General features: G+C 61.9%; 14 protein-coding genes. 7 read left to right on the top strand and 7 right to left on the bottom strand.

Annotated elements, in window-relative coordinates:
* The first annotated feature begins 1 nt into the window (after position 1).
* Positions 2-2,422 carry a DNA topoisomerase (ATP-hydrolyzing) subunit B gene (gyrB, locus tag GIB19_RS06620; protein WP_027592066.1) on the top strand — a complete coding sequence of 807 codons (2,421 nt, stop codon included), beginning with the start codon at positions 2-4 and terminating at the stop codon, positions 2,420-2,422.
* Positions 2,423-2,491: 69 nt separating this feature from the next.
* Here gyrB and GIB19_RS06615 read toward each other — a convergent pair whose 3' ends face one another.
* Positions 2,492-2,914, bottom strand: a complete 423-nt coding sequence (locus GIB19_RS06615) for an RcnB family protein (RefSeq protein ID WP_027592065.1) — start codon at positions 2,912-2,914, stop codon at positions 2,492-2,494.
* A gap of 140 nt (positions 2,915-3,054) precedes the next feature.
* Entirely contained in the window at positions 3,055-4,356 is a 1,302-nt protein-coding gene (locus GIB19_RS06610; RefSeq protein ID WP_274884445.1) for a sigma-54 interaction domain-containing protein, read from the bottom strand.
* Between the two features lie 222 nt (positions 4,357-4,578).
* Here GIB19_RS06610 and GIB19_RS06605 point away from each other — a divergent pair, with 222 nt between their 5' ends.
* The 3 genes from GIB19_RS06605 to GIB19_RS06595 are packed head-to-tail and all read left to right on the top strand — an operon-like array spanning position 4,579 to position 7,598.
* The gene (locus GIB19_RS06605; RefSeq protein WP_274884444.1) at positions 4,579-5,463 is read left to right on the top strand and encodes an MBL fold metallo-hydrolase; all 885 of its coding nucleotides are present in this window, start codon (positions 4,579-4,581) and stop codon (positions 5,461-5,463) included.
* A 39-nt stretch (positions 5,464-5,502) separates the two neighbouring features.
* On the top strand, positions 5,503-6,783 hold the full coding sequence (locus GIB19_RS06600) for an NAD(P)/FAD-dependent oxidoreductase (protein ID WP_274884442.1): 1,281 nt from the start codon (positions 5,503-5,505) through the stop codon (positions 6,781-6,783).
* Entirely contained in the window at positions 6,780-7,598 is an 819-nt protein-coding gene (locus GIB19_RS06595) for a sulfite exporter TauE/SafE family protein (protein WP_027592061.1), read from the top strand. The genes GIB19_RS06600 and GIB19_RS06595 overlap by 4 nt, the downstream gene beginning before the upstream one ends.
* On the opposite strand, the gene GIB19_RS06590 is transcribed toward GIB19_RS06595, so the two are convergent.
* Positions 7,587-8,474, bottom strand: coding sequence for a LysR family transcriptional regulator (locus GIB19_RS06590; RefSeq protein WP_027592060.1), 888 nt, complete (start codon positions 8,472-8,474; stop codon positions 7,587-7,589). The genes GIB19_RS06595 and GIB19_RS06590 overlap by 12 nt on opposite strands.
* 160 nt (positions 8,475-8,634) lie before the next feature.
* Here GIB19_RS06590 and GIB19_RS06585 point away from each other — a divergent pair, with 160 nt between their 5' ends.
* Together GIB19_RS06585 and GIB19_RS06580 are read left to right on the top strand one after the other, a co-directional pair.
* The gene (locus GIB19_RS06585) at positions 8,635-10,281 is read left to right on the top strand and encodes a GMC family oxidoreductase (RefSeq protein WP_274884441.1); all 1,647 of its coding nucleotides are present in this window, start codon (positions 8,635-8,637) and stop codon (positions 10,279-10,281) included.
* Between the two features lie 97 nt (positions 10,282-10,378).
* Positions 10,379-11,998 (top strand): MFS transporter, encoded by a 1,620-nt coding sequence (locus GIB19_RS06580; protein ID WP_027592058.1) that lies wholly within the window; start codon positions 10,379-10,381, stop codon positions 11,996-11,998.
* A gap of 180 nt (positions 11,999-12,178) precedes the next feature.
* Here the strand turns inward: GIB19_RS06580 and GIB19_RS06575 are convergent, their stop codons facing one another.
* The 4 genes from GIB19_RS06575 to glyQ are packed head-to-tail and all read right to left on the bottom strand — an operon-like array spanning position 12,179 to position 16,536.
* Positions 12,179-12,949 (bottom strand): lysophospholipid acyltransferase family protein, encoded by a 771-nt coding sequence (locus GIB19_RS06575; RefSeq protein ID WP_027592057.1) that lies wholly within the window; start codon positions 12,947-12,949, stop codon positions 12,179-12,181.
* Positions 12,950-13,009: 60 nt separating this feature from the next.
* Entirely contained in the window at positions 13,010-13,537 is a 528-nt protein-coding gene (gene gmhB / locus GIB19_RS06570) for a D-glycero-beta-D-manno-heptose 1,7-bisphosphate 7-phosphatase (protein WP_027592056.1), read from the bottom strand.
* A gap of 3 nt (positions 13,538-13,540) precedes the next feature.
* Entirely contained in the window at positions 13,541-15,592 is a 2,052-nt protein-coding gene (gene glyS, locus GIB19_RS06565; RefSeq protein ID WP_274884436.1) for a glycine--tRNA ligase subunit beta, read from the bottom strand.
* The gene (gene glyQ, locus GIB19_RS06560) at positions 15,589-16,536 is read right to left on the bottom strand and encodes a glycine--tRNA ligase subunit alpha (protein ID WP_012312032.1); all 948 of its coding nucleotides are present in this window, start codon (positions 16,534-16,536) and stop codon (positions 15,589-15,591) included. Before glyQ ends, glyS begins: the two co-directional genes overlap by 4 nt.
* Positions 16,537-16,619: 83 nt before the next feature.
* Here glyQ and GIB19_RS06555 point away from each other — a divergent pair, with 83 nt between their 5' ends.
* Entirely contained in the window at positions 16,620-17,171 is a 552-nt protein-coding gene (locus GIB19_RS06555; protein WP_027592053.1) for a DNA-3-methyladenine glycosylase I, read from the top strand.
* Positions 17,172-17,197 lie beyond the last annotated feature (26 nt).

The following is a 17,197-nucleotide window of genomic DNA, read 5'->3' as shown; positions in this document are numbered from 1 at the left end:
CATGAGCGAAAATCAAACGTACGACTCCTCCAGCATTAAAGTGCTGAAAGGTTTGGATGCCGTACGCAAGCGTCCCGGCATGTACATTGGCGACACCGATGATGGTAGCGGCCTGCACCACATGGTCTTCGAAGTGGTCGACAACTCGATCGACGAAGCCCTCGCCGGTCATTGCGATGACATCACCGTCATCATCCACACGGATGAATCCATCAGCGTGCGCGACAACGGTCGCGGCATTCCGGTTGACGTGCATAAAGAAGAAGGCGTATCCGCAGCCGAGGTCATCATGACCGTGCTGCACGCCGGCGGTAAGTTCGACGACAACTCGTACAAAGTTTCGGGCGGCCTGCACGGTGTGGGTGTTTCCGTGGTTAACGCCCTGTCCGAGAAGCTGGTGCTGACTGTGCGTCGCAGCGGCAAGATCTGGGAGCAAACCTACGTTCATGGTGTCCCTCAAGCGCCGATGGCGATTGTAGGTGACAGCGAAACGACCGGTACCCACATCCATTTCAAGCCTTCGGCTGAGACGTTCAAGAACATCCACTTCAGCTGGGACATCCTGGCCAAGCGGATCCGTGAACTGTCGTTCCTCAACTCGGGCGTCGGCATTCTGCTCAAGGATGAACGCAGCGGTAAGGAAGAGTTCTTCAAATACGAAGGCGGCCTGCGTGCGTTCGTCGAGTACCTGAACACCAACAAGACGCCGGTGAACAACCAGGTGTTCCACTTCAACGTCCAGCGTGACGATGGTGTGGGTGTTGAAGTTGCCCTGCAGTGGAACGACAGCTTCAACGAAAACCTGCTGTGCTTCACCAACAACATTCCGCAGCGCGATGGCGGTACTCACTTGGTGGGTTTCCGTTCTTCGCTGACCCGCAGCCTGAACAGCTACATCGAGCAGGAAGGCCTGGCCAAGAAGAACAAGGTGGCGACCACGGGCGATGACGCCCGTGAAGGCCTGACCGCGATCATCTCGGTCAAGGTCCCTGACCCCAAGTTCAGCTCCCAGACCAAAGACAAGCTGGTTTCCTCGGAGGTGAAAACCGCCGTGGAACAGGAGATGAACAAGTACTTCTCGGACTTCCTGCTCGAGAACCCGAACGAAGCCAAAGCTGTTGTCGGCAAGATGATCGACGCCGCCCGTGCCCGCGAAGCCGCGCGCAAGGCGCGTGAAATGACTCGCCGCAAAGGTGCACTGGACATCGCGGGCTTGCCAGGCAAGTTGGCCGACTGCCAGGAGAAGGACCCTGCCCTTTCCGAACTGTACCTGGTGGAGGGTGACTCCGCCGGTGGTTCGGCCAAGCAAGGTCGTAACCGTCGCACTCAGGCGATCCTGCCGTTGAAGGGTAAGATCCTCAACGTCGAGAAGGCTCGCTTCGACAAGATGATCTCGTCCCAGGAGGTCGGTACGCTGATCACCGCACTGGGCTGTGGTATCGGTCGCGAAGAGTACAACATCGACAAACTGCGTTATCACAACATCATCATCATGACCGATGCTGACGTTGACGGTTCGCACATCCGTACCCTGCTGCTGACATTCTTCTTCCGTCAGCTGCCAGAGCTGGTCGAGCGTGGCTACATCTACATTGCCCAGCCACCGCTGTACAAGGTGAAGAAAGGCAAGCAGGAGCAGTACATCAAAGACGACGAGGCCATGGAAGAATACATGACCCAATCGGCCCTGGAAGATGCCAGCCTGCACCTGGACGAGTCGGCGCCAGCGGTTTCCGGCGTTCAGCTGGAAAGCCTGGTAAACGAGTTCCGTGGCGTGATGAAGACCCTCAAGCGTTTGTCGCGCCTGTACCCACAGGAGCTGACAGAGCACTTCATCTACCTGCCGGAAGTTACCCTGGAGCAACTGGGTGACCACGCTGTGATGCAGGCCTGGCTGGCCAAGTTCCAGGAGCGTCTGAGCAGCACCCAGAAGTCGGGCCTGGCGTATCAAGCCAGCCTGCGCGAAGACAAGGAGCGCAATGTCTGGCTGCCGGAAGTGGAAATCACCTCGCACGGCCTGGCCAGCTACATCACCTTCAACCGCGATTTCTTCGGCAGCAACGACTACCGTACCGTGGTCAACATCGGTTCCAAGCTGGCCAGCCTGCTGGGCGAAGGTGCTTATGTGCAGCGTGGCGAGCGCCGCAAGGCAATCGTCGAGTTCAAGGAAGGCCTGGACTGGCTGATGAACGAAAGCACCAAGCGCCACACCATCCAGCGATACAAAGGGCTGGGTGAGATGAACCCGGACCAGCTGTGGGAAACCACCATGGACCCAACCGTGCGCCGCATGCTCAAGGTCACCATCGAAGACGCGATCGCTGCCGATCAGATCTTCAACACCTTGATGGGCGACGCAGTGGAACCTCGCCGCGAGTTCATCGAAAGCAACGCGCTGTCGGTATCGAACCTGGACTTCTGATCAGGTGTAGGTTGAACGACATGAAAAAGCCCGCGAAAGCGGGCTTTTTTATGCGTGCGATACGGTGGGTCAGTAGCCGCTGAGAATGTTCACGATCACCCCACTGGCAATCGCCACCAGCACGTAGTCGCCATTCACAGCCAACCAACGGTGGTCACGCGGTGGCGCATAGAGGTGACGTGCACGCCAGTCGGTTACCCAGTAGCGGTCGCCGCGGTAATGGGGGTCAACGGCATGCCCGCGTTGCCATTGTTGATGGGGTATCGGCATACCCGGCTGTGGACGGAAGTTCGGGTTTTGGTAAGGGGCTGGCGCATGGCCGTTACCCGGCCGACCCTGCGGCTGTTTACCGTGCTGGCCGTTGCCATGCGGTGTGTTGCCCTGATGGGAGGGGCCGTTGTCATGCCCCTGGGGTGGGCCCGGTTGAGCAAAGCTGGCCAGCGGCGCGCTGAACATCAGCGCGGCGCACAGCACGGTCAGGGTTTTTTTCATGTGTTGCTGATCCTCTGCATGTTAATGCCCGGCGCAAGTTCTGTTCGCCTGGTGCGGTTAACGGATCAGACAGCGGTTTTGCCAAGCTACTCCTTGGCTTGAGGTAAAGGTCAGGTAAAGGTGGGCAAGGCCTAGACTGCCTACGTGCCCAGGCCCAGTGCCTTCAGGCGTCGATAGAGGGTGCGCTCACTCATGCCCAGGTGGCGCGCCAGCTCACTGCGTGGGCCCTGAAACTGCTCCAGCGCCTGCGCCAGCTCACTCAGGTCGCTTTGGCCTCGGCCCCTGGTCACGCCGGCTGCAATCGGTGGGCCGATGTCGTCAGGCAGGTGCTCGGGACGGATCAGCCCGTCATCGGCAAACAGCCGTGCCCGTTCAAGGATGTTACGCAACTCGCGGATATTGCCCGGGAACGGATGCAGCCCGAGGTGCTTCAATGCGTCATCGGCCAACCTGGGCGCGGGCTGCCCAGCCATACGCTGGAGCAGGCTCTCGACCAGCAATGGCAGGTCCTCCACGCGCTCACGCAGGGCAGGCAGCCGTATAGGAAAGCCACTGATGCGGTAATACAGATCCTCACGGAACGTACCTTCGGCGACCATTTTCTTGAGCGGCTTGTGCGTGGCCGAGACCAAACGGAAATCCGAGTGCACGGTCCGCAGGCTGCCCACCGGGCGGAAGCTGCCGGACTCGATCAGGCGCAGCAGCTTGACCTGCATGGCCATCGGTACTTCGCCAATTTCGTCGAGGAACAACGTGCCGCCATGTGCGGCTTCGGCCAGGCCAATCTTGCGTTGGTTGGCGCCGGTGAATGCTCCTTTCTCGTAGCCGAACAGCTCGCTCTCGAACAGCGACTCGGTCAAGCCGGTGCAGTCGACCACGACCAACGGCCCGTTTGCGCGCGGGCTGCCCATGTGCAGGGCGCGGGCGAACAGCTCCTTGCCGGTACCCGATTCGCCCTGGAGCAACACTGGGATTTGCGCGGGCGCCGCGCGCTGCAGGCTGGCCAATGCTGCCTTGAACGCTGGCGCCCGCCCTACCAAGCCCTGCTGCTGAGGTTGCGCCGCGGCGAGCGTGATGGTGGTGAGGCGCTCGACAAAGGCGACCACCCTGCCCTGCTCATCCAGGATTGGCCGCAGCTCGACGTCCACATGCTCAGGGCCGCGTGGCGTGTGATGAATGTGCAGCACACGTTCCGGCACCTTGCTGTCCCATGCCTTGCGCATGGGGCAATGCTCGCCGGCCTGGTCGCACGGCACGGCATAGTGATGCGAGACCTTGTGGCATTTTTCACCCAGCGGCGCCTGCTGGTCTCGGCCGAACTGGCGGCGGTAGGCCGCGTTGGCCGCGAGAATGTTGTAGTCCGTGTCCAACACGATGGTGGGCAGGGCATCGTGTTCGAGGTAGGAAACCAACGCTAGGATGATGTGATGAGGCTCAGGCATGACGGCACCGATGTGATAACCCGGCGGAGGGTAGCAAGGACTGCCAAACACTGCCATTGACTGACAGTCGACTGCCAACGTGGCTGCCATGTTGCCAGGCAAGCGCCAGCCCGGCCCGTATTCATTGGCCAAGGCCTGTGAAAAACCCTGGCATGCATCTTGATAAACCTCCGGTCACTGCCTACGCCTCTATAGGGGGCGTAGGAAACTTTGGAGAACGTGATGATCATCGGTAACAACCTTCACGTGGAAGCCTTCTTCGACGAGGCGACCTCGACCATCAGCTACCTGCTCATGGACGGCGAGACGCGCAAATGCGCGTTGATCGACAGCGTTTTGGATTACGACCCCAAGTCGGGGCGCACCTGCACCGCCTCGGCAGACCGGTTGATCACCCGGGTGCAGGCGCTCGATGCCGAGGTGCAGTGGGTACTGGAAACCCATGTGCATGCAGACCACCTGTCGGCCGCGGCCTATCTGAAGGATAAGCTCGGCGGCAGCACCGCCATCGGTGCGCAGATCACCCAGGTGCAAAAAGTGTTTGGCGCGCTGTTCAATGCCGAACCCGGCTTTGCCCGGGATGGCAGCCAGTTCGATGTCCTGCTGGAGGATGAGGAAGGTTTCCGTATCGGCAACTTGCATGCCCGTGCTTTGCACACGCCGGGGCACACCCCCGCCTGCATGAGTTATGTGGTGGTCGATGGCGGTGAAACGGCGGTGTTCGTCGGTGACACGCTGTTCATGCCCGACTATGGCACGGCCCGTTGCGACTTCCCCGGCGCCGATGCCCGCACCCTGTATCGCTCGATCCGCCGCCTGCTGGCCTTCCCCGACCAGACCCGGTTGTTCATGTGCCACGACTACCTGCCGGGCGGGCGCGACATGCAATACGTCACGACTGTTGCCGAGCAACGTGGCAGCAACATCCACATTCACCACGGCATCGACGAAGACAGCTTCGTGGCCATGCGCGAAGCCCGCGACAAGACCCTCGACATGCCCGTGCTGATCCTGCCATCGGTGCAGGTCAATATGCGCAGCGGCCACTTCCCTGAGCCCGAGGCCAATGGCGTGAGCTACCTGAAGATTCCTTTGAACACGCTTTAACCGCTTTTACCCATAACGAGATTTCCAGGAAATACCGCCATGCCTGCCTTGCTCCACCCTGCCAAAACGCTCAATACCGACCACCACAAAGTGGTGATCGTCGGTGCCGGTGCTGCCGGTATCGCCACCGCGTCCAGCCTGATCAGCCGTGATCCGTCACTGGATATCGCCCTGATCGACCCCGCCGACGTGCATTACTACCAGCCCGGCTGGACCCTGGTCGGTGCCGGCGTGTTCAAGGCGCCAGACACGGCGCGCACCATGGCCTCGACCCTTCCCCGTGGCGTGCATTGGATCAAGGCGCGCGTGCAGGGCTTCGACCCCTTGGGCCAGTTGGTCGTACTCGAAGATGGCCGCGCTATCAGCTATGAACAGTTGGTGGTTTGCCCAGGCCTGAAACTCGATTGGCAGGCCATCGACGGCCTGAGCGAGACACTGGGCCGTAACGGCGTGACCTCCAACTACCGCTACGACCTGGCCTCGTACACCTGGCAACTGGTGCAGCAGCTCAAGCAGGGCCGCGCCGTGTTCACCCAACCGCCGATGCCGATCAAGTGCGCTGGTGCGCCACAGAAAGCGCTGTACCTGTCTTGCGACCACTGGCTGCGCCACGGGCATTTGGGGGATGTGAAAGCCAGTTTCTTCAACGCCGGTGCCGTGCTGTTTGGCGTGGCCGACTACGTGCCCGCACTGATGGCTTACATCGACAAGTACGCCGTGGACCTTAACTACGCCCATCGACTGGTGGCGGTGGATGGCCCCGGCAAGCGCGCGACGTTCGTGCGTACCTTGGCCGACGGCAGCACTGAAACCCGAATCGAGGCCTTCGACATGCTGCACGTGGTGCCGCCGCAGGTGGCGCCAGACTTCATTCGCGAGAGCCCGTTAGCAGACAGCGCGGGCTGGGTCGACGTCGACCCGCAGACCTTGCGCCATCGAAAGTTCACCAATATCCATGCCCTGGGCGACGTGGCCAACACCAGTAATGCCAAGACTGCTGCGGCAGCGCGCAAGCAGGCGCCGGTAGTGGCCAATAACGTGCTGGTGGCGTTGGGCAGGCTCCCTACCCTCGCCATGTACGACGGTTATGGCTCGTGCCCGCTGACTGTCGAGCGCGGCAAGATCGTGCTGGCCGAGTTCACCTACGGCGGCAAAGTGGCGCCGAGCTTCCCACGCTGGTTGCTCGATGGCCGACGGCCGACGCGCCTGGCCTGGTTGCTGAAGGCGCGGGTACTGCCGCCGTTGTACTGGAAAGGCATGCTCAAGGGGCGTGAATGGTTGGCGCGGCCGCAGCCATTGGTAGCTGAGGCCAAACAGTGATCGAACACCAACTGTTGGGCGCAGGCTTGGGGGCGGTCATCGGTGCCGTGCTGGCCTTGACCGGCGCGGGCGGCGGTATTCTTGCGGTGCCATTGCTGGTGTTTGGCCTTGGCCTGTCGATGGCCGAGGCGGCGCCAGTCGGCCTGTTGGCGGTGGGCCTTGCTGCCGCCGTGGGGGCAGTGCTGGGTTTGCGTCAGGGGTTGGTGCGCTACCGAGCGGCGTTGTTCATCGCCCTGATCGGCATCGCGGTCGCGCCCTTCGGCCTCATGCTGGCGCACCGTGTGCCCAACACGCCGCTGGCATTGGTATTCGCCGGCGTGCTGGTCTACGCCTGCCTGCGCATTTGGCGCAAGGCGGCCAGGGAGCTGCGCGGTGAAGCCAACGATGCTCATCGCTACATCGAACCCTGCGTGCTCAACCCGCTGCAGGGCCGTTTACGCTGGACGTTGCCCTGCGCACGCGCCCTGGCCTTTACCGGCGCGCTGTCGGGGTTGCTGTCGGGGTTGCTGGGCGTGGGCGGTGGGTTTGTGATCATCCCCGCCTTGAACCGCTACACCAATTTGCGCATGGCCAGCATCGTTTCGACCTCGCTGGCGGTGATTGCGCTGGTGTCCACGGGGAGCGTGGTCAGCGCCAGCTTGGCGGGGGTGATGCACTGGCAGGTCGGCGCACCGTTTGCGCTCGGTGCGGTGGTCGGTTTGCTGCTGGCGCGGCCATTGGCAGCCAAACTCGCCGGGCCGCGCTTGCAGCAGATGTTTGCCGTGGCCGGTTGGGCGGCCGCCCTGCTGTTGGCCGGCAAGGCGCTACTGGGCTAGCAGCTCGCCCTGTTCGGCGGCACACAGCGCCAGCAGGTAGTCCCACACTACCCGCAGGCGCACCGACTTGTGCAGTTCGCGACGGGTGCAGATCCAATAGCTGCGCTGGATGGTTTCGCTGGGCAGCACCCGGACCAGCGTCGGGTCATGGCGCGCCATGAAGTTGGGCAGCACGGCAATGCCAAGGCCCGCGCGCGCCGCGTGTTGCTGGGCGATCACGCTGGTGCTGCGAAACGCCACGTTGGGCGCGCGGCAGAAACTGTTGAGAAACAGCAGCTCTTGGCTGAACAGCAGGTCATCGACGTAGCCGATCCAGCTGTGCCGAGCCAGGTCTTCGCGGTTGCGCAGCGGCGGTGCGCGGTCGAGGTACGCTTGGCTGGCGTAGAGCGCCAGGCGGTAGTCGGTGAGCTTGCGGGTGATCAGCAGGTCGGCGTTGGGCCGCTCCAGGTGGATGCTGATTTCCGCCTCGCGGTTGAGGATGCTGACGAAGCGCGGCACCGCCACCAGTTCCACCTCAAGGCCTGGGTAGCGCTCGAACAGCGCGTTCATGCGCGGGGTGAAGAACATGATGCCAATGCCTTCGGTCACCCCCAGGCGGATCTTGCCCAGCGGGGTGATGGCTTGGGTGATTTCTTCCTGCGCCAGCAAGGCGACGTTTTCCATGGCTTCGGCGTGCTTGAGCAGGGCCTGCCCGGACGGGGTCAAGTCGTAGCCTTGGGCATGCTGCACGAACAGTGGCGTGCCCAGGCTTTTCTCGATGCTCTCGATATGCCGGGCGACGGTGCTGTGGGTGGTATTGAGGCGTTTGGCGGCAGTGAGCAAACGGCCGCTGCGCTGCAACTCGAGGAAAAACCGCAGATCGTTCCAGTCGAACATGCTGATCCTTTTGGGCTGTTCACTCTGGCCGGCGATGGCCAAAGCAGACATGTCACTGTGCTAAAACGCACAGCGGCTGCGCGAAATCTCGTGTTTCCACAGCGAAATTAATCAATAAGATGGTTCGGGACAAGAACAATAATCAGGCGCGAGGTTGCACATGCCATCAGCCGATTCTGTCTTCGACTACGTGGTCGTGGGCGCCGGTCCAGCCGGGTGCCTGCTGGCCAATCGATTGTCCGCCGACCCTTCCTGCCGCGTGCTGCTGCTGGAAGCGGGTGGCCGTGACAACTATCCCTGGATCCACATCCCCGTCGGCTACCTCTACTGCATCGGCAACCCCCGCACTGACTGGTGCTTCAAGACCGAAGCACAAAGCGGCCTGGGTGGTCGCAGCCTGGGTTATCCACGGGGCAAGGTGCTGGGCGGTTGTTCATCGATCAACGGCATGATCTACATGCGCGGCCAGGCGGCTGACTATGACCACTGGGCCGAGCAAGGCAACCCAGGCTGGGCCTGGAAGGACGTACTGCCACTGTTCAAGGCCAGTGAAAACCATTTTGCCGGTGACAGCGAGCACCATGGCGCCGCCGGCGAATGGCGGGTCGAGCGCCAGCGTTACAGCTGGCCGATCCTCGATGCGTTCCGCGAGGCGGCCGAGCAAAGTGGCATCGCCAAGGTCGACGACTTCAACACCGGGGACAACCAGGGCTGTGGATACTTTCAGGTCAACCAGCGCAGTGGCGTGCGCTGGAACGCGTCAAAGGCGTTTCTTCGGCCCGTGCTCAGCCGGCCCAACCTGACGGTGCTGACCGGTGTAGAAGTCGATCAGGTACTGCTCAACAACACCCGTGCCCGTGCGGTAAAAGCCCGCTGGGAAGGTGCCTGGCACGAGTTCGCTGCCCGTCGCGAGATCATTCTGTGCGCCGGCGCCGTAGGCTCGCCGGGGATCCTGCAACGGTCTGGCATCGGCCCGCGCAAGCTGCTCGAAGACTTGGGCATTGGCGTGCGGCATGACATGCCCGGTGTCGGCGGCAACCTGCAGGACCACCTGCAATTGCGCCTGATCTACCAGATCCGCAACACCCGTACCCTGAACCAGATGGCCAACAGCCTGTGGGGCAAGATGGGCATGGGCCTGCGTTATCTCTATGACCGCAGCGGCCCGCTGGCCATGGCGCCTAGCCAGTTGGGGGCGTTCGTGCGCTCCAGCCCCGAACATGCCACGGCCAACTTGCAGTACCACGTGCAGCCCTTGTCGCTGGAGCGGTTCGGCGAACCATTGCACCGCTTCCCGGCCTTCACCGCTTCGGTGTGCAACCTGCGCCCGCTCAGCCGCGGGCGCATCGACATCCGCGCCGCCGATATGCACAGCGCGCCACTGATCGACCCCAACTACCTCAGTGACCCACAGGACTTGCGGGTCGCCGCAGACGCCATCCGCATGACGCGGCGCATCGTCCAGGCCCCTGCCCTCGCGGCCTTCGACCCCCAGGAATACCTGCCGGGCCCTGCCCTGCAAAGCGAAGACGAGTTGTTCGAGGCCGCTGGCAAGATTGGCACCACCATCTTCCATCCCGTGGGCACCTGCCGCATGGGGAGTGGCCCAGAGGATGTTGTGGATAACCAGCTGCGGGTGCATGGCATCCCCGGCTTGCGGGTGGCGGATGCCTCGATCATGCCGCAGATCACCTCCGGCAATACCTGTTCACCCACGCTGATGATCGCCGAAAAGGCGGCGCAACTTATTCTCAAAGGAGCTGCGACCCAGACCTACCTAAACGAAGACGCAATACCGACGCCCTGACCCGGGTGCGTGCAACACCGGCAGCTCGCGGTCGGAGGCTGCCGACAGTGGAACAAAAAGAATAATCACTGTGGCCTGTGGGCCGAGGACAGCAACGATGTCGGATTACATCCAAGAGCAGGGTGCGACGGCCAGCAGCGCCAGCCGTCGTGAAGAAAGAAAGATCATTTTCGCGTCATCCCTCGGGACGGTTTTCGAGTGGTATGACTTTTTTCTCTATGGCGCGCTGGCGGCGGTCATCAGCAAGCAGTTCTTTGCTGGGGTCAACGACACCACGGCCTTCATCTTTGCCTTGATGGCCTTCGCCGCCGGCTTCCTGGTTCGCCCCTTCGGTGCGCTGGTGTTTGGCCGGCTGGGCGACATGATCGGGCGCAAGTACACCTTCCTGGTGACCATCGTGCTGATGGGCCTGTCGACCTTTGCCGTCGGCCTGCTGCCCACCTATGCCAGCATTGGTATTGCGGCACCGATCATCCTGGTAATCCTGCGCATGCTGCAGGGCCTGGCGCTTGGGGGCGAGTACGGTGGCGCGGCCACCTACGTGGCCGAGCATGCCCCGCCGGGTAAACGCGGCTTCCATACCGGTTTCATTCAGTCCACCGCCACCCTGGGCCTGCTGCTGTCGTTGCTGGTCGTACTGGGCAGCCGTTACATCAGTGGTGACCAGTTCGAAACCTGGGGCTGGCGCCTGCCGTTCCTGCTGTCGATTTTCCTGCTGGCGATTTCCACCTGGATTCGCATGAGCATGCATGAGTCGCCTGCCTTCGTGAAAATGAAGGCCCAGGGCAAGATCAGCAAATCGCCGATCCGCGAGTCGTTCACCTCCTGGCCGAACCTCAAGGTGGTGCTCACTGCCCTGTTCAGCATCAATGCTGGCCAGGCGGTGACGTTCTACACCGCGCAGTTCTACGTGCTGTTCTTCATGACCCAGATGCTCAAGATGGACCCCGCCCAGGCCAACACGCTGCTGATCATCAGTGTGGTGATCGGCGCGCCGTTCTTCGTGTTCTTCGGTTGGCTGTCGGACCGTATCGGGCGTAAGCCGATTCTGATGCTCGGCCTGCTGCTGGCGACGGTGCTGTACTTCCCGCTGTTCAAGGCGCTCAGCCATTACGCCAACCCGCAGATCGACGCCGCCAGCCGACAGGCACCGATCGTCGTGACCGCCGACCCGCAGGGCTGCACCTTCCAGTTCGACCCGGTTGGCAAGGCGCGCTTCGACAGCCCCTGCGACAAGGTCAAGACGTTCCTGGTCAAGCAGGGCCTGCCGTACAGCTCGGTGAGCGTGGCTGGCAGCGAGGTGGTGGTCAACATTGGCGACAAGACCATCAATGGTTTCGACGACGCCGCCATGCGCTCGGCGATCGAGCAGGCGGGGTACCCAGCCAAGGCTGATCCGGGGCAGGTCAACGAGGTGATGGTGGTGGTGCTGATCGTGGCGATGATCCTGATCGCGACCATGACCTATGGCCCACTGGCGGCGGTGATGGTCGAGCTGTTCCCGACCCGTATCCGCTATACCTCGATGTCCCTGCCCTACCATATCGGCAACGGCTGGTTTGGTGGCTTCCTGCCGACGGTGTCGTTCGCGCTGGTGGTGTATACCGGGGATATCTTCTACGGGCTGTGGTACCCGGTGCTGGTGACCGGCATCAGCCTGGTGGTGGGGATTTTCTGCCTGAAAGAAACCAAGGACGTGGACATCGACAAGGTCTGACATACCTCAGGTTCACCCTTAAAAAAACCGGCTTTAAAAGCCGGTTTTTTTATGCCGCGAAAAAACTTATGCACGTTTTTCGCAAATCTGTCATGTGAAGAAATAAACAGCTAATTCAATCACTTACTGCATACATAGAACAGATCGCAGAAAAACTGCTCACAAGTTATCCACAGAAACTCAAGCAGTCTGCTCCTGTGGCTTTTCAGCCGCGGGTGGCAGCGAACCCAGGGCCCTTTGCGTGGCCTCGTTCCAGGCGGCGGCGCGGTCATTGAGCTCGGCAATTGCACGAGGGCCGGTGCCGTTGGCGTACATCGGCTCACCGATCACCACCTCAATGGTGCCCGCACGCTTGCCCCAGCCAGCCTTAGGCCAGAACTTGCCCGCGTTGTGCGCAATGGGCAGCACCGGCAGGCCGGCATTGACCGCCAGCGCAGTACCGCCACGGGAGAACTTGCCGACGGTGCCAAACGGCACGCGGGTCCCCTCTGGGAAGATCAGCACCCACACACCCTGCTTGAGCAGTTCATCACCTTGGCTGGCGACCTGACGCAGGGCTTCTTTAGGGTTGTCGCGGTTGATCGCGATGGGCCGCAGCATGGCCATGGCCCAGCCGAAGAACGGCACGTACAGCAGCTCGCGCTTGAGCACTTGGCTGAGCGGCGAGAAGTACTGGGAAAGGAAGAAGGTCTCCCAGGTGCTCTGATGGTTGGACAGGATCACACACGGCTCATTCGGCACATTCTCGGCGCCGGTGATCTTGTAATCGATGCCAAGGATGGTGCGGGTCAAAAATAACGCGCAACGGCACCAGTACACGTTGATGAACGTGTAACGCTTGGGGAACGACAAGAATGGCGCGACAAAAAAGCTCAGGGAGCACCACAGCAACGAGCTGGTGCCCAGCAGCAGGTAAAAAAGAAAGATTCTGATCGCCTGCAGGATCGACATAGTGGCATGTACCGTTGCGGGGCGTGCCCGCCTGAGAAAATGCGCCCTAAGGCGCACTGTTTAAATTAGTTCTCTGGCGATAGCTGCCAGATCGTCGAAAATCAGTGTAGTTTCAGGGACACCTTTTTCCAGGGTCCGCTCGCCCTTGCCGGTTTTCACCAACACGGGTTGTGCACCGACGGCCAGGGCGGCCTGAAGGTCACCTTGGCTGTCGCCGACAAACCACACGCCGCCAAGGTCGGCCTGGTAGTGCTCGGCAATTGCCCGCAGCATGCCCGGCTTAGGCTTGCGGCAATCGCAGCCTTCATCCGGGCCATGTGGGCAATAGACGATATGGCCCACTTCGCCGCCCTGCTCGGCCACCAACGCACGCAGGCGCGCGTGCATGGCCTCGAGGGTTTGCACCGGGTAATAGCCGCGGGCAATGCCGGACTGGTTGGTGGCCACGGCCACCGTCCAGCCCGCTTTGCTCAACTGCGCGATGGCCTCGACCGAGCCGGGGATGGGGATCCACTCCTCCAGCGACTTGATGTAAGCGTCGGAGTCATAGTTGATCACCCCGTCTCGATCGAGAATCAGCAGTTTCAAGGCTTACCCCAGCAGCGAGATGTCGGCCACACCCAGGAACAGACCGCGCAGGCGGCTGAGCAGGGCATAACGGTTGGCGCGGACCTTGGCGTCCTCGGCGTTGACCATCACCGCCTCGAAGAAGGCGTCGACCGGGTCACGCAGGGCTGCCAGGCGGGCCAGCGACTCGCTGTACTGACGCGCAGCGGCCATCGGTTGCACGGCCTGGTCGGCCTGCTGAATGGCCGAGTACAGGGAGAACTCGTTGGCGTTGTCGAAGTACTTCGGCTCGACCTGTTCGGCGATGGCGCCTTCGGCCTTGCTCAGCAGGTTCGACACGCGCTTGTTCACCGCGGCCAGGGCTTCGGCTTCCGGCAGTTTGCGGAACGCCTGCACGGCCTGCACACGCTGGTCGAAGTCCAGGGCAGAACCCGGCTTCAGGGCACGTACCGACAGGTAGGTGGCCACGTCGATACCTTCGTCTTCGTAGCGTGCACGCAAGCGATCGAAGATGAACTCCAGCACTTGCTCAGCCAGGCCGGCAGCCTTGACCTTGGCACCGAACTGCTTGACCGCGAACTCGGCCGCACCGGTCAGGTCCAGGTCCAGCTGCTTCTCGATCAGGATGCGCAGCACGCCCAGCGCAGCGCGGCGCAGTGCGTACGGGTCTTTGCTGCCGGTTGGCAGCATGCCGATGCCGAAGATACCGACCAGGGTGTCGAGCTTGTCAGCGATCGCCACGGCAGCACCGGTGACGGTCTCTGGCAGCTCGGCGCCAGCACCGCGCGGCATGTACTGCTCGTTCAGGGCCAGGGCGACGTCTTGCGGCTCGCCATCGTTGAGCGCGTAGTAGTAACCGGCAACGCCCTGCATCTCAGGGAACTCGCCAACCATCTCGGTGGCCAGGTCGCATTTGGACAGCAGGCCGGCACGCGCGGCGCGCTGGGCGTCGCCGCCAATCAGCGGGGCAATGAACGCGGCCAGCTTGGAAACACGCTCGGCCTTGTCGTACACGGTGCCCAGTTGAGCCTGGAACACCACGTTCTTGAGGCGCTCGTTGAAGGTTTCCAGCGGCTGCTTCTTGTCTTGCTTGAAGAAGAACTCGGCATCGGTCAGGCGTGGGCGCACGACCTTTTCGTTGCCTTCGATGATCTGCTTCGGGTCACGGCTTTCGACGTTGGCCACGGTGATGAAGCGCGGCAGCAGCTTGCCTTCGCTGTCCAGCAGGCAGAAGTACTTCTGGTTGTCCTGCATGGTGGTGATCAGGGCTTCTTGCGGCACGTCGAGGAAACGCTCCTCGAACGAGCACACCAGCGGCACTGGCCACTCGACCAGCGCGGTCACTTCGTCCAGCAGCGCCGGCGGCACGATGGCGCTGCCTTCCTGCTGCAGGGCCAGTTCGGCAGTGCGCCTGGCAATCAGCTCGCGGCGCTCGGCGAAGTCGGCCAGCACGTAGGCTTTGCGCAGGTCTTCGACGTAGTTGGCCGGGGTGGTGATAACCACGTTTTCCGGGTGGTGGAAGCGGTGGCCACGAGACTCACGGCCGGCCTGCTGGGCGAGGATGGTGCAGTCGACGACCTGGTCGCCAAGCAGCATCACCAGCCACTGGGTTGGGCGCACGAACTCTTCGCGGCTGGCGCCCCAGCGCATGCGCTTGGGGATCGGCAGGTCGTTGAGCGAGTCTTCGACGATGGTCGGCAGCAGGCTGGTAGTGGCCTTGCCCGGGATGTGCTGGGAGAAACGCAGCTTGGCGCCGCTCTGGTCGATTTCCGACAGCTCTACACCGCACTTCTTGGCAAAGCCCAGGGCCGCTTGGGTCGGCTCGCCGTCTTTGAAAGCAGCCTGCAGGGGCGGGCCGTCGATGTTGATGCTGCGGTCAGGCTGCTGCACGTCGAGTTGGCGGATCAGTACGGCCAGGCGGCGCGGCGCGGCGTATACCGATTTGCTGGCGTAGTTCAGGCCAGCGGCCTGCAGGCCTTTCTCGATACCGGCCAGGAAGGCGTCGCCCAGGCTGGCGAGGGCCTTGGGTGGCAGCTCTTCGGTGCCCAGTTCTACCAGGAAATCTTGAGCACTCATTGTGCAGCCTCCAGCTTAGCCAACACTTCGTCACGCAATTCAGGGGTGGCCATCGGGAAGCCCAGGCGTGCGCGGGCTTGCAGATAGCTTTGCGCCACGTCCCGGGCCAGGGTACGTACGCGCAGGATGTAACGCTGGCGCTCGGTCACCGAGATGGCGCGGCGGGCGTCGAGCAGGTTGAAGGTGTGCGAAGCCTTCAGGACCATTTCGTAGGTCGGCAGCGGCAGGTCCAGCTTGATCAGGCGGTTGGCTTCGCTTTCGTAGAAGTCGAACAGCTCGAACAGTTTCTCGACGTTGGCGTGTTCGAAGTTGTAGGTCGACTGCTCGACTTCGTTCTGGTGGAACACGTCGCCGTAGGTAACCTTGCCGAACGGGCCATCGGCCCATACCAGGTCGTAGACCGAATCGACACCCTGGATGTACATGGCCAGGCGTTCGAGGCCGTAGGTGATTTCACCGGTGACCGGGTAGCACTCGATGCCGCCCACTTGCTGGAAGTAGGTGAACTGGGTCACCTCCATGCCGTTGAGCCAGATTTCCCAGCCCAGGCCCCAGGCGCCGAGGGTTGGCGATTCCCAGTTGTCTTCGACGAAACGGATATCGTGGACCAGCGGATCCAGGCCAATGGCTTTCAGCGAGCCGAGGTACAGCTCCTGGAAGTTGGCCGGGTTCGGCTTGAGCACCACCTGGAACTGGTAGTAGTGCTGCAGGCGGTTTGGGTTTTCGCCATACCGCCCGTCGGCAGGGCGACGGCTAGGCTGCACGTAGGCGGCGTTCCAGGTCTCTGGGCCGACGGCGCGCAGGAACGTGGCGGTATGGAAAGTGCCGGCGCCTACTTCCATATCGTAGGGCTGAAGCACCACACAACCTTGAGCTGCCCAGTAGTTCTGCAGGGCGAGGATCAGGTCTTGGAAGGTACGCACGGCTGGCGTAGGCTGGCTCACGAAATTCACCTGTATCTGGGGATGCGGATGTAAAGAGCGGGAGTATAACCTGATTCGCCTCGCCCTCTACTCATTGGAGCCTTATGCCACGCTGCTTTTGGTGTACCGACGATCCGTTGTACCAGGCCTACCACGACCAGGAATGGGGAACACCGCAGCGTGATCCGGCGTTGCTGTTCGAGATGCTTTTGCTCGAAGGGTTCCAGGCGGGGCTGTCATGGATCACGGTTTTACGTAAACGCGAGCGTTATCGCGAGGTGATGCATGGCTTCGACCCGGTGAAGTTGGCGCAGATGAGCGATGAACGGATCGAAGCACTGATGCTCGACGCCGGCATCATCCGCAACCGCCTCAAGCTCAAGGCCGCCCGGCGCAACGCCCAGGCCTGGCTGGCTGTGGATAACCCAGCCGAGTGGCTCTGGTCGTTTGTGGGCGGCACGCCCAAGGTCAACCATTTCAAGGACCGAAGCGAAATGCCTGCCGTTACCGATGAAGCGAAGGCAATGAGCAAGGCCCTGCAAAAAGCCGGCTTCACGTTTGTCGGCCCAACCATCTGTTATGCCTTCATGCAGGCCACCGGTATGGTCATGGACCACACCACCGATTGTGATCGCTACGCCGCCTTGGCGCGCTGACGGGGTACAATGCGCGCCTTGCTGAA

It is taken from the genome of Pseudomonas sp. ITEM 17296, assembly GCF_028895205.1.
Classification (GTDB): domain Bacteria; phylum Pseudomonadota; class Gammaproteobacteria; order Pseudomonadales; family Pseudomonadaceae; genus Aquipseudomonas; species Aquipseudomonas kermanshahensis.
The sequence above is the reverse complement of the archived record's forward strand: the minus strand, read 5'-3'. Positions and strand labels throughout refer to the sequence as shown.